We start from the raw sequence: 13,342 nt of genomic DNA, 5'->3' as shown, positions 1-13,342 counted from the left end.
TTCAGCAGCGTTCGTTATTCGGCGACCTTGTTCTTCGCTGGCTGGGTGTGACTGACGCCGCGAATCTTTTCCGACAGGTTGATCAGGAACATCGAAGTTGGCCGCAGGATGAAGAGGTCAGCCACCAGCGCTGCGATCATCGAGAACGCGCTGAGCCAGCCGAACAGCCGCAGCGACGGCAGGTCGGAGAACACGGTGACGACGAGGCCGCAGGCCAGCACCACCGTGGTCAGGATCAGCGCCGGACCGACCAGCACGGTAGCGCGCTCGACCGCCAGTCCCGAACTGACGCCCGGCTTACTCTCCAGCCGCAGACGGTTGAGGAAGTGGATCGTGGCGCTGAGGCCCAGGCCGAACGACACCGTCAGCGCCACCACGCTGGCGAATTGCAGCCCCTCGCCCAATATCCACAACACCGTGCCCGATGCTACCACCGGGAAAATGCCGGGTAGGATGCAGGAGAACATCACCACGACCGAGCGGAATGCGAGGCCGATGAAGATCGCAACCAGCAGGAATTCCACCGTGAGGCCGCGGTTCAGCTTCTCGATCATGTTAGCGCTGTTGCGGGCGGCAATCGCCGACAGGCCAGTCACCGCGATCTCATAGCCGGGATGCTCGGCGCGTACCTTGTCGAGCGCCTTGTCGAGCTTGTCGATCACGGGAAGGATTTCGCTCGAGTCGAGATCGGGAACGCGCCCCGAGACCACCACCGCATCCTGATCGGCCGAAATGAAGCGGCGGACCAGATGCTCGGGAATAACGCTGACATATTCCTTCAGCGTCGCGACATCGGTGCTGCCTGCCTTCTCCGCCAGCCAGCGACGCAGCGTTTCCAGCGACCAGACGTTGCCGACGCCGGCCGATTTCTCGACCATGGAATGAACATCGGCGATCGTCTTCAAGGTTTCCGGCGCGTAGAGCGAGGCGCCCTTGGGGAATTCGATCAGCACGTCGATCGGATTGGCGCCGGTGAGCTTGGCGTCGAGCCGGCTCGACGCCGCCACCGCCTGCCGCTTGTCCGGCACCTGGTCGGCGAGCCGGTAGCGCGGCTCCAGCGTGGCATAGATGTAGCCGAGGCCAGCGACGAGGAGCACCGCAAGCAGGCTGAACAGCCCCGGACGGCCAACCATCCGCACCGCAATCCAGTAGCAGAAGTTGCGCAGCGCCTGCACGCCGGCGTCGGCGCTCTGGAACTTGACGGCAAAAACCTTCTCGTTGCGGACGAACAGCACCCCGAATACGGGCACCAGCGACAGCACGGCCACCAGCGCGATAATGGTGGCGGCAAGACCAGCCTCGCCGAATTTGCGGATCAGTTCGGAATCGGAGAATTGCAGTGCAATGAAAGATATGCCGGCGGTTCCGTGAGTGAGCACGCAAGCCGGGCCGACCACCAGCACCGCGTTGGTGAAGGCGGTAATCTTGTCCTGGCCCGCGATCAGGCGGTCGCGCGCCGCGAAGGTCAACTGCATCGAGTCCGAGAAGCTGATCACCATGATGAGCGGCGTCATCACGTTCAGGAACATGTTGAGATTGAAATTGGCCCAGCCGAGGCCGCCGAGCGCGAGCAGGATTGCGATGATCGGCGGAAAGGCCGCGACCACCATGAACGATATCTTGCGGAAGAAGATGATTGCGATGATGCAGCCGGCCAGAATGCCGAGAATGTTGTAGGTCAACCCGTCTCGCTTGACCGCGTTGCGGATCTCGAGCTGCATGACGGGAACGCCGGAAAGCTGCGCGTTGAGCCCGCTGCCGGCGAGATCCTCGGCCATGATCTTCCTGATCTCGCCGACCACCTTGCCGAGATCGTTGGAGGAAACGACCTTCGGCTCCAGCGACAGGACAATCAGCGCCAGCGTGCCATCCTCCGACAACAGCTTGCCGCGAATGATCTCGTTGGATTTGACGGTCTCGGCGAACTTGTCGTACGCGGCGCCTTGCGGCAGTTCGGGCGGGAATAGCGCGGCCGGCAGCTTGCCGGGCTCCGGCGCCTGACGCGCCGAAAACAGCGAGACCAGGCCCCGCACGCCCTCGACCAGTTGCAGGTCGGTGACCATGTCGCGGATTTTTTCGAGGTTCTCGCGGGCCAGCAGCGTCTTGCCCTCGACCACGACGAGGACGTCGAATTCGGTGGCCGGGAAGCGCTTGGTCACGGCCTCGTATTGCTTGTAGTCCTTGGAATCGGAGCGGAACAACTGGCTCAGCGAGTCGTCGATCTTGATCCGCTCGATGCCGAACAACGCCGCCACGATCAGCGCGGCGAGGATGATCATGGACAGGATCGGCGCCTTGACCGCGATCAGGCCCATGCGCTCGAGCCCGAAGGCGATGCTTTTGCCCGGCGGCGGTTCCTCGATGGCTTGGACGTGGACGTGACTTTCGGAGTTCTTGTCGAGCATACCCTGTCCAGTTCTCACGTCGGCCTGTTGTGCAGCTTGGTTTTATGCAGTTTGGTGGCGCGATTGCGGCTTCGAGGGCCCTATCCGATCGGCGCTAGCCTTTGAAATCACGCGGTAAATTAATCGGCGCCGTTTTACAGGCCCGAACCTGATCCGGCAAGCGCGCGCGGCAGGGCAAATCGGCACGCAAATGTCGAAAATGCGCGTTAAGTCTCTGATTTGCCACACCTGCCAGCGCCACTTTGGACTGCTTTTGGCGCGTTCAGGCTGACAAACCCAACGCATGCTGCAGCGGAGCGCCGCAACCTCACCGGTCAATTTTTGGGGAAGCGGCTCACATTGCCAGGCGCGAGTTGGCTCACAACGGCGAAGCAGCCGGATGTCGAACGGTTTTCGGACTCAATCGATCGGTGGTCTGGCGACGATCAGCGCGGTTCCGCTTTCGTCCTTCAGCGCCACGCCCGTGACTTGGCGCGCGATGCCTTTACGCACCAGCCACGCGATCTTGAAGGCGGCTTCATCGTAGCTCAGGCCTGCGCCATGGATGTTGGACACGCAATTGCGCTTCTCGTCGGTGAGGCCGATGCGCGGCGCAAACGTCAGATAGGCGCCGAGGCTGTCGGGGGCCGACAGGCCGGGCCGCTCGCCGATCAGCATCACCACCATCCGTGCGCCGAGCACGGCACCGATCTCGTCGCCCAGCGCCACGCGCGCGCCGGAAGCGACCACGACATGGCCGCACAGAATCCCACCCGCCGTCAGGCGCGGAGCAAGATGGCGAACCAGTTCGACCGCGTGGACATTGACGGCCGCCGGCGACAGCCCGTCACCTACTATGATCACAATCGCGTTCGCACCGCTGCTTCGCTTCTCGAGTGTGCGCCGCGAATCCGGATCGAGCATGCGTCCGAGATCGGGACGGCGCAGATAGTCACCCCGGTTGCGTGCCTGACTGCAGACCTCGCTGACCTCCAGGCCAAGCCCTGCCAATCCGGCAACCAGATGCTCCACATCGAATGCGGCATGCACGGCATCGCGCGCGCGTGCGTGATCGAGGGTGAAGGCAAGCAGCGCGTCGGTCGGCATGCTCGCGCCGGAGCGGCCGAGCCCGACGCGCGCCGGCGTCAGCTCCCGCAGGGCTTCGAGCGAGCGGATCGGCGGCGCCGGCGCTTTCATGGGCTTTTACTCGGCAGGCACTGAGGCCTCGCGCAACCGGATCGAATAGTTCGATGCGTTCTGCTGGCCCTCGGACGCCGCACGCGCGAACTTGATCAGATGATGCGCGATCGTGGCCGAACCGATCAGACCTTCGAGATCGCCGCGCCTGAGCCGCCCGATCGCGAACTTCCAGAACACGCGCCTGTAATCGCTGAGCACGCCGACCTGCCAGAAGATGTTGCGCAGCATGATCAGCGCGCGCCTGATGTTGGGCCAAGTCTTCATTTCAGGCGCGACCGGCACCTTGATCCGGTTGGCGTAGGTGTAGTCGCATTGATACTGGTAGCGCGCGTAGAGCTTCTCGGGCTGATAGGCGATCTCCATGCATCGCTTCCAGGAACTAATAACCTGGTCGTAGGGCATCAGGAATTCGACGTTGGAGTCGCGGCTGTCGTCGTCATTGACCAGCCGACCTTCGCGCTCCAGCCGGTCCCACAGCGGCGTCTTAGGCAGCGCCTGCAACAAATTGATCGTTAGCAGTGGAATCCGCGATTCATCGACGAAATTGAGCAGTGCGTCCGCCGTACCCGGCTTGTCGGTGTCGAGACCCATGATGATGCCGGAGACGACCTCCATGCCGTAGGAATTGATGGTTTGGATGCCTTCGAGGATCGGGACCATCATGTTGTGGTCTTTGTGCATCGCCTTCAGCGCGTCGGGATCGGGCGTCTCGATGCCGCAGAACACGGTGACGAACATCGCCTCGCGCATTTTCTCGAGGATCTCGGGCCGCTTGGCGATGTTCAGCGTCGCCTCGCAGGCCAGTCGCACGACATAGCCCGTCCTCTTCTGCCATTCGATCAGATGCGGCAGCAATTCCAGCGTGGCCTTGCGGTTGCCGATGAAATTGTCGTCGACGAAATAGACCGTATCGGTGATGCCGCATTCGCGCATCTTGTCGAGTTCGGCGACAATCTGTTCAGGCGTCTTCAGACGCGGGTTGCGGCCATAGAGCCCTGGGATGTCGCAGAACTCGCACTGATAGGGACAACCGCTTGAATACTGGATGCTGCCGAGCAGATATTTTTTCACTTCCGCCAGCTCGTAGGCCGGTATCGGAAACTCGGTCATCGACAGCCGATCTTTGGTCGCCAGCACCACCTGCTGCGCGGGGCGCGAGGGGTCGCGCGCCAGCCGTTCGATCAGCTCATTGGTGGCGTCGCCGAGTTCGCCGACATGGAGATAGTCGAACGAGGGATAGTAATCCGGGCAGGCGCTCACCGACGGTCCGCCGATCGCCACTGCGAGATCGAACGCATGAGCGCGGCGGCAGATGTCGTTCATCTGCTGGCGCTGGATGTGCATGCCGCTGACGAACACAACCTCCGCCCATTCGAAATCTTCCTTCGAGGCGGGGCGAATGTTCTCGTCGATGAAGCGGACCGGCCAGTTCGCCGGGAGGTAGGCCGCGATCAGCAACAGGCCTTGCGGTGGCATGAAAGCCTGCACGCCGTCGGTCAGGGAATAGGCGTGCTCGAATGTACCGAAAGAAGACGTATAGCGCGGGAAGACGCACAGGATACGCCGTACCGTTCCGATGCCTTCAGCTCTCATCAAATTTCCTCAAGGCTGACATGAATTTAAGCACGACATTGAAAGCTGGGCCAGAAATTCTTCAACATTGTGACAGTCAGACCTAACTCGCAGCGGGTTCAATTGGTTGCACGAAAATCTGCAGGCCGGGGCTCAGGCTATCAGCCGCGAGGCAAATTCGGGCAGCAGGGCCGGGTTGCCGGCAAGTCGAAAGTCGCCGTCCGCGAGGCCTGAGCGGACCAGCCAATCGTCGAACTCCGGCGCTCGCTTCAACCCGAAGAGGTCCCGGACGTAGAGCGCGTCGTGGAACGAGGTCGACTGATAGTTCAGCATGACATCGTCGGCGCCCGGCACGCCCATAATGAAGGTGACGCCGGCGGCGGCCAGTAGCGTCAGCAGATTGTCCATGTCGTCCTGGTCGGCTTCGGCATGGTTGGTGTAGCAGACGTCGACCCCGAGCGGCAGGCCGAGCACCTTGCCGCAGAAATGGTCCTCAAGGCCTGCGCGGATGATTTCCTTGCCGTCGTAAAGATATTCCGGACCGATGAAACCGACGACGCTGTTGACCAGCAGCGGGTCGAAGGCACGAGCCACCGCGTAAGCCCGCGCCTCGCATGTCTGCTGGTCGACATTGTGATGGGCATTGGCCGAGAGTGCCGAGCCCTGCCCCGTCTCGAAATACATCAAATTGTTGCCGACCGTGCCGCGGCGAAGCGACAGCCCCGCCTCACGCGCCTCGCGCAGCAGCGCGAGATCCACACCAAAACTGCGATTGGCAGCCTCCGTTCCCGCGATCGACTGGAATACCAGATCGACCGGCGCGCCCTGCCCGATCAACCCAAGCGTCGTGGTGACATGCGTGAGCAAGCAGCCCTGCGTCGGTATCTGCAGCCGCGAGATGATACCGTCGAGCAGCCGCAGCAACTCGCCGATCACGGCTGGATCGTCGGTGGCCGGATTGATGCCGATGCAGGCATCGCCCGATCCCAGGAGGATGCCGTCGAGGATCGAAGCGGTAATGCCCTTGGCATCATCGAAGGGATGGTTGGGCTGCAGCCGCACGCTCATCCGGCCCTTCAGGCCGATGGTGTTGCGAAAGGCCGAGGTCACGGAGCATTTCTTGGCAACGAGGATCAGGTCCTGGTTGCGCATCAGCTTGGAGACGCCGGCGGCCATTTCCGGAGTGATGCCGCGCGAGACCTTCGCCAAAGACTCGCTTGTTGCGGCATCGGAGAGCAGCCAGTCGCGGAAGCCGCCGACGGTCAGCGACGATATGGCCGCAAAACCCGGGGCATCGTGGCTGTCGATGATCAGCCGGGTGACCTCATCATCCTCATAGGGGATGACAGCCTCGTTGAGGAAATGCTTCAGCGGCACGTCGGCGAGCGCCATTCGCGCTGCGATCATCTGTTCCGCGCTATCGGCCGCTACGCCAGCAAGACGGTCGCCGGATCGCGGCGGCGTCGCCTTGGCGAGCAGTTCGCGCAAACCGTCGAACGCATAGGTGGTGGCACCAATGATCTGCCGATAGACCATGCTGACCCTCCTGCGCCGTACCCGCTCCGTTGCCTGGCTAATCTATGCCGGGCGGACAGCCAAGGCCACAGGCCGCAATCAGCGGGAATGTCGGCATCATCCGGGCGTCAATCCGCTCGAGACTGTGGCGGTGGACGGGACCAGCCATTGGCGTCCCGCCCTTGACTAATCCAGCGTACCAAAATGGCGGATCGAAAAGCTTATCTCATAAACCACCGCGCTGAGCGCAAACAGCATGTGGAATTTCGGGTTGCGCGTTCTCGCGGCTGCCGCGGACAGCAATACGAATGCGCCAGTGGCGATGAGATATTCCAGTCCGAGCGATCGCAGATGCGCTTCGCCCTTTATCCAGGTATCGACCACATCGAGCGATTCCGTAAGCGCGGCAAAGCCAAAGAACCAGCGGCGGCGGGAGAGAAAGTAGTCCTCGTAACCGTTATATTCGTCGAGATCCTGCGGGAAAAGCAGGACGCTCAGGAAATAATACATCGATGCGTACACGCAGACGAAGAAGTAAAGTCCATACGTCCACTGCTGGATGTGGCTCAGCCGAAACTCCCACCACCAGAACGTGACCACGTTCAGGAGCGCCCAGGCGACCCAGCCAAGATGTACAGGCCAGATCGGGTAGCGACCGGGGTGCTGGACCAACGCCGCGATGCCACTGACCAAACGCGTGACGCTGAGCCCGAGGATCAGGGCGATCAGCACGCGCACGTGAAGATACAGATCGAGATTGCCCGGCAAGGCGACACTTTGAGTCATGAGTCCCAATTCTCACGGATAAGCGAAAGAGTGGCGTCTTCTGCAGACGTCACATGACGATTGGAGCGACCGATTGTTGCCGCCCGGCAAGACCAACTCGACCAAGTTCTGTCGCCTTGCTCGGTGTCTAACTTGATTCGCTGCAGAAATGCTTGCCCAAGCGGATTGCGCTTGGTGAGAAGCCTTCTCGATGGCGGAAGCTGGCTGAAGCTACTTTCGGTTGTGGGGTTGCCGTGACAGATTGACGTGCGCCGAGCGCGGGGTTGCCCGTCATGGCGGGCCCCGTTCGTCTGGCTGGGTGGTCCAGGGACCGGCGTCGTCTTCCGCAACAGCCACCTGCAATTGCACCGGCATGGCTGCGCCCGTTCCAGTCGCGCAGTGCTGGCGAATTTTCCCAGCGCGGCCCGTCCGCTCTAATCCCGTAACTACCTGAAACAATTTGATGATTAGTATTGGTTGCAGCCTGATGAACTTCGCGCGTTAAGACATTCTCCATCAAAATTCAGCACACTTTATCCAAGCTGACGGCATTCGCTGGATCCACACCGCGTGCCGATACGGCTGAATTGCAAATACCGCACTCGTTTTGGTGGCGCCATGGCATTCCGGTTTTCGCTTGCAGCCAAGTTGTATTCGATTTTCGCGCTGGTCGCCGTGCTCGTCGCCGCGATCACGGCCTTGTCCGACTACAACACCCGCCAGAACGCCGAACTCACCGAAGCGGTCTCGATCGCCAGCCGCGCCGCGCTCAATGTCGAGCGCATCAATTCGCTGGTCTATGCGGTCGTGATGGAATCCCGCGGCATCTACATGTCGAGCGAACCGGCGGTGGTGAAGAAATACGGCGATGGACTGCTCAAGTTCAATGAGCGCATTCTCGACGTAGTCAAGAGCTGGGAAGCGTTGGTTCAGGCCGATGACGCCCAGCAGTTCGCTACCTTCAAGAAGCGCATCGAACAGTTCGTCGACTTCCGCAAGGAACTGGTTCGCCGCGGCGTCGAGATCAACGGGGCTGCCGGACGTGAATGGGGCGACAACGACGCCAACCGCCAAGTGCGCACCGCGCTGAACAAGGATCTCGAGGCGCTTTCCAAGGTCTATGCCGAACGCAGCAAGAAGCTGGCGCAACAAACCGATACCAACCACACGATGGCTTTTGTGCTGACCGCCCTCGGCGTCATGGCGCTGGCGGTGGTCGTCATTGGCATCCTGATCATCGCGCGCTCGATTGCCCGTCCGCTTTCGATCATCACGTCCACCATCAAACAAGTCGCCGACGGCGCCGAGGGCGTCGAGGTTCCGCATACCGAACGCGCCGACGAAATCGGCGCACTCGCCCGCGCCATCAAGATCTTCCAGGAAGCAATGGATCACAACCGCAACCTCAATTCACAGGTGCTCGAGGATTCAAAAGCGCGCGACGAGCGCACCCGCCATATCGAAGCCTCGGTCGATGCCTTCCGGGAAGCGATCGGCGGCGTGCTGCGCGCGGTCACCGACAATGCGACCGCGATGCGCGGCACCGCGCAGACCATCGCCAGCGTCGCGTCGGATGCGAACGGACGCGCGGTGGCCGCTTCGAGCGCGACCGAGCAGGCGTCCAGCAACGTTTCTGCCGTCGCCAGCGCCGCCGAGGAGCTTTCCGCGTCGGTCGAGGAAATCGGCCGCCAGGTGCGCCAATCGGCCAGCGCCGTCGAGCAGGCGGGCCAGCGCACCGAGAAATCGGTCGCCGAAATCGAGGGGCTGGCGGCTGCGACCCAGCGCATCGACGGCGTGCTCAACCTGATCCAGGCGATCGCCGAGCAGACCAATCTCCTGGCGCTCAACGCGACCATCGAAGCCGCGCGAGCCGGCGATGCCGGCCGCGGCTTCGCCGTGGTCGCCCACGAGGTCAAGGCGCTGGCCGAGCAGACCGCCAAGGCGACCGCCGAAATCGGCCAGAACGTCGGCTTGATCCAGACGTCGACCAAAACCTCCGTCGAAGCGGTGCGTGAGATCGGCAACGCGGTGCGCGAGATCAACGAGGTAACTTCCATCATTGCCAGCGCGATCGAGCAGCAGGATTCGGCAACCCGCGAGATATCGTCGAATGCGCAATTGGCGGCGCAGGGCAACGGAACGCTGGTGGTCAACATCGGCTCGCTCAGCGACGCCATCGGCACGACCAGCACGGCAGCGGCTTCCGTTCTCACCGCATCCAGCGAACTGACCGCGACCGCCGAGACGCTGTCCCGTGAGGTCGAAAAATTCTTCCGCAATCTGCGCGCGGATTCGTCCGAGCAGATGCGCAAGACAGGTACCTGAGCTCTGTCGGCGCAGTGGCTTTAACCTCTCGCTTGCGGAGGTCGCATCGCATCGCAAGATGCGATGCGGGTGGGGAAACTCTCTCCACACGAACGTTGTGACTCGCGGCGGCCCCCCACCCCAGCCCTCCCCGCAAGCGGGAGAGGGAGCGCAGTTTCCCCGCGGCCGCCATTCGACCTACTCCACCACGAGCACGTCCACCGCGACGTTGAGCTTCTGCTTGGGCGATCCGACGATGATGCCGTCGACCGGCGAGACGTCGGAGAAGTCTCGGCCGATCGACAGGATGATGTGATCATCCTCGACCAGGAGGTCGTTGGTGGGATCGAACCCGATCCAGCCGAGCTCGGCGCCGCACCAGACTGAAACCCAGGCGTGGCTGGCGTCGGCGCCCTGCAGGCGCGGCTGGCCGGCGGGGGGAATGGTGCGCAGATAGCCGCTGACATAAGCCGCCGGCAGGCCGAGCCCGCGCAAGCCCGCAATCATCACATGGGCAAAGTCCTGGCAGACGCCGTGGCGCTTCTCGAACACTTCCCTGAGCGGCGTCGAAATCACGGTCGCCTTGGGGTCGTACCTGAAATCGCCGCGGATGCGGCGCATCAGGTCGAGGGCGCCTGCGAGGACGCCGCCGCCCGGCGGGAAGCTTGGCGCGGCATAGGCGGTGAGCGGCGCCAGTACTGGCACCAGCGAGCTTGCAAAGACGTATCCGACCGGCGAGGCCGGGCCGAGGCTGCTAGCCTCGAAGGCCACGTCGCGGATGCGCTCCCACGGCGGGCTGGGTGCCGCGCGACTAGGCGCCTGACGCGAGACCGAAACCCGCGAACGGGAATCGATCCGCAAATTGCGATGCGCAGTCTCGATCAGCACGCTCTCGGTATGGGTTCCAAAAAAGTCCTGCCGCACCGTGCGCGCGGCCGGCCGCGGCCGGATCTCGACCGCGTGGGAAATCAATTGCTGTCCGTCGCCGCTCCGCGGCTCCAGCCGCAGGGAGCACCGCGCAAAGCTCACCGGGCTCTCGTAGGCGTAAGTCGTGACGTGACGGATGTCGTAGATCACGCAAGGCCTGTCAGCTTCTCCGGCCGGCTCGCATGCGGCCCGTGCGGGAAATAATGCAGGCCGATTGCGTCGGCGAGATTGAGCAGAGACTGTTCGAGCGCGAACAAGGTTGTGACATCAAGCGTGGCGGCCTCCGCCGTCGTCAGCGTCGCCTGCAGCGCCACGGCCAGCCGCTGTGGCCGCTCAATCAAGCCGTGTTCCTTCAGGCTTGGCAGCGCCGCGATGTGGTCGTTGAGTGCTGCGACCTGGAAGGCGACCGAGCGTGGATTATAAGGGTCGAGCACGGCGAGGTCGCGCACCGGCGCCAGCGCCGGCCCGACCAGATAGCGCGAGCGGTAGGTGATCTGGCAATCCACCAGCGTCAACAGCACGTCGAGGTCTTCCTCGCCCGCTTCGTCATAGGCGAACTGCCGCGCCAACCGCGCGGTGTTGATGGCGCGCTCGACGCGGCGGCCCATGTCGAGGAAGCGCCAGCCGGCGGCGCGGTTCATGTTCTCCTGCGCAAGACCAGCAAGGCTCGCCAACTCCTGCAGCGTCAGTTCGGCGGCACTGACAATGCTGTCGTCATCGTCGACCTGCAGCGCAAGGCGTTCCACCATCTCAGTGATGATATGCCAGGCGTCGGGCGACAGCCGCTCGCGCAGCGAACTCGCAGTGCGCTGCACCGATCGCACCAATGAAAGCGCCGAACCGAACTTCTCCTCGCTCTGCAGCGCCTCGGCGATCACCCGCGCCGGGTTGGTCCGCGTCGTCTGCGAGGTGGCGCCCCAGGTCACTAGAATCCGCTGGATACGCTCGATCGAATGCAGCGCGGTTGACACTCCCTTGGCCGGATCGCGCGTCGAGGTGCCGAGCGCGCGGATCAGCCGCAGCGTCGCCTCGGCGCGCTCGAGATAGCGGCCGAGCCAGAACAAATTGTCCGCGGCACGGCTCGGCACCACGCCGGCGATCCGCCTGATCCGCACAGTGTCGGCGCCAGGCAACAGCGTCGCCGACGCTACGGCCTTGTCGGATACTACCCAGACATCTGCCGACCGCACGCCGTCACCCATCGACACCGCACGGGCATCCCCCTTTTCGGCAATCCGGCAGAAACCGCCAGGCATGATGGTCCAGCCTTGCGGAGTCGCTGCGGCAAACACCCGGAGCACGAACGGGCGCGGCGTGATCCGGCCCTGCTCCCACACCGGCGTGGTCGACAGGCGCACCAGTTCCTGTCCGACATAGTCGATGCCGCGGTCGGTGATCGCCTGCCGGAGCCGGTCGCGCTCGGCTGCCGGCAGCTCGCCAGCGAGGACCGGCGCATGGCTGGAAAAGCCCGGAACGACGCGGCCATAGGCACCCTCGATGACGAAATCCTCCAGCCGCGACAGCACTTCCTCGCGCGCGGATTTCTGGCCGCACCACCAGGTCGCGATGTGCGGCATGATCAGATTCTCGCCAAGCAGGCGCCGGCACAGGCTCGGCAGGAATCCGAGCAGTGCCCTCGCCTCCAGCACGCCGGAGCCCGGCATATTGGCGACGACGACGCCGTTTTTGCGCAGCACGTCGATCAGGCCGGGCACGCCGAGATGCGACGAGGCATCAAGCTCGAGCGGATCGAGAAAATTGGAATCGACCCGGCGCAGCAGCACATCGAGCCGCTTCAACCCGGCAACGGTGCGGATATGGATGCGGTCGCCGCTGACGGCGAGATCGTCGCCCTCGACCAGGAGAAAGCCGAGATAGCGCGCCAGTGTGGCGTGCTCGAAATAGGTTTCGCTGAAGGCCCCCGGCGTCAGCAAGCCGATCCGCGGCTCATCGCGGTCGGCGCTGGCCCGAAGCGAATCGCGGAACGCCTCGAAGAACGGCGCGACGCGCTCGACGTTCATCGATTTGTAGAGATTGGAAAAAGCGCGCGACAGCACCAGGCGATTTTCCAGCGCGTAACCGGCGCCCGACGGCGCCTGGGTGCGGTCGTTCAGCACCCACCAGCGCCCGTCCGGGCCGCGACCGACATCGGCGGCATAGAAATGGAGATGACGCCCGCCGGGCGGTTTGACGCCGCAGACGGCGCGCAGATATTCGTTGCTGCCGGCAATCGCGGCCGCGGGTACCGCGCCCTCGGTGACCAGCCGGCCCTCGCCATAGAGATCGCGCAGGATCATTTCCAATAATTGGGCGCGCTGCGCGATGCCCGAGGTCAGTTGCTGCCAGTCGGCCTCGTCGATAATCAGCGGCAGATGGCTGAGCGGCCACAGCCGGTCGGCGGTTTCGCCGGGCGCGCGATAGGTGACGCCGGCCTCGCGCAGATGGCGGTCAGCGGAGGCGAAACGCCGCTCGATATCAACAGGTGAAAGCGCCGCAAAGGCATCGAAGAAACGGGCCCAGGCCGCCCGCGGCGCTCCGTCAGGCCCGATATATTCGTCGGGAATGCCGGGCAGCCGCGCATAATCGCGCGTCCATTGCGCCATCCGGCGCTGACCCGGACGGGCCTTGCTCTCCTGATTGCTGCCTTGGCCTGACATTCCGATTCCCCGAGATCG

Annotated in this window: 8 protein-coding genes; 1 reads left to right on the top strand and 7 read right to left on the bottom strand. The window is 63.3% G+C overall.

Features of this window, described 5'->3' with window-relative positions; genetic code table 11:
- Positions 1–14 precede the first annotated feature (14 nt).
- The 5 genes from HCN58_RS16555 to HCN58_RS16535 all read right to left on the bottom strand — a co-directional run bounded on the left by HCN58_RS16555 (position 15) and on the right by HCN58_RS16535 (position 7,439).
- Entirely contained in the window at positions 15–2,405 is a 2,391-nt protein-coding gene (locus HCN58_RS16555) for an efflux RND transporter permease subunit (protein WP_171580468.1), read from the bottom strand.
- 399 nt (positions 2,406–2,804) lie between these two features.
- Positions 2,805–3,581, bottom strand: a complete 777-nt coding sequence (eutC, locus tag HCN58_RS16550; protein WP_171580467.1) for an ethanolamine ammonia-lyase subunit EutC — start codon at positions 3,579–3,581, stop codon at positions 2,805–2,807.
- Between the two features lie 6 nt (positions 3,582–3,587).
- Entirely contained in the window at positions 3,588–5,177 is a 1,590-nt protein-coding gene (locus tag HCN58_RS16545) for a B12-binding domain-containing radical SAM protein (protein WP_171580466.1), read from the bottom strand.
- Positions 5,178–5,309: 132 nt separating this feature from the next.
- The gene (locus tag HCN58_RS16540; RefSeq protein WP_171580465.1) at positions 5,310–6,692 is read right to left on the bottom strand and encodes an ethanolamine ammonia-lyase subunit EutB; all 1,383 of its coding nucleotides are present in this window, start codon (positions 6,690–6,692) and stop codon (positions 5,310–5,312) included.
- Between the two features lie 165 nt (positions 6,693–6,857).
- Positions 6,858–7,439: a hypothetical protein gene (locus HCN58_RS16535; RefSeq protein ID WP_210266037.1), complete on the bottom strand. Its 582-nt coding sequence runs from the start codon at positions 7,437–7,439 to the stop codon at positions 6,858–6,860.
- A gap of 615 nt (positions 7,440–8,054) precedes the next feature.
- Here HCN58_RS16535 and HCN58_RS16530 point away from each other — a divergent pair.
- Complete coding sequence (locus HCN58_RS16530; RefSeq protein WP_171580463.1) at positions 8,055–9,761, top strand: methyl-accepting chemotaxis protein; 1,707 nt, start codon at positions 8,055–8,057, stop codon at positions 9,759–9,761.
- Between the two features lie 177 nt (positions 9,762–9,938).
- Here the strand turns inward: HCN58_RS16530 and HCN58_RS16525 are convergent, their stop codons facing one another.
- Together HCN58_RS16525 and HCN58_RS16520 are read right to left on the bottom strand one after the other, a co-directional pair.
- On the bottom strand, positions 9,939–10,817 hold the full coding sequence (locus HCN58_RS16525; protein WP_171580462.1) for a transglutaminase family protein: 879 nt from the start codon (positions 10,815–10,817) through the stop codon (positions 9,939–9,941).
- A complete protein-coding gene (locus HCN58_RS16520) occupies positions 10,814–13,324 on the bottom strand; it encodes a circularly permuted type 2 ATP-grasp protein (protein WP_171580461.1) in 2,511 nt (836 codons plus the stop codon). Before HCN58_RS16520 ends, HCN58_RS16525 begins: the two co-directional genes overlap by 4 nt.
- Positions 13,325–13,342 lie beyond the last annotated feature (18 nt).

The sequence above is a fragment of the Bradyrhizobium australiense genome (assembly GCF_013114825.1).
GTDB lineage: Bacteria > Pseudomonadota > Alphaproteobacteria > Rhizobiales > Xanthobacteraceae > Bradyrhizobium > Bradyrhizobium australiense.
Note: the sequence above shows the minus strand (reverse complement) of the source record. Positions and strands in the feature narration are given on the sequence as shown.

Coding starts and splice junctions, on each gene's coding strand:
- eutC (WP_171580467.1), bottom strand. CDS start 3,581: ATGAAAGCGCCGGCGCCGCCGATCCGCTCGCTCGAAGCCCTGCGGGAG.
- HCN58_RS16540 (WP_171580465.1), bottom strand. CDS start 6,692: ATGGTCTATCGGCAGATCATTGGTGCCACCACCTATGCGTTCGACGGT.
- HCN58_RS16555 (WP_171580468.1), bottom strand. CDS start 2,405: ATGCTCGACAAGAACTCCGAAAGTCACGTCCACGTCCAAGCCATCGAG.
- HCN58_RS16545 (WP_171580466.1), bottom strand. CDS start 5,177: ATGAGAGCTGAAGGCATCGGAACGGTACGGCGTATCCTGTGCGTCTTC.
- HCN58_RS16520 (WP_171580461.1), bottom strand. CDS start 13,324: ATGTCAGGCCAAGGCAGCAATCAGGAGAGCAAGGCCCGTCCGGGTCAG.
- HCN58_RS16530 (WP_171580463.1), top strand. CDS start 8,055: ATGGCATTCCGGTTTTCGCTTGCAGCCAAGTTGTATTCGATTTTCGCG.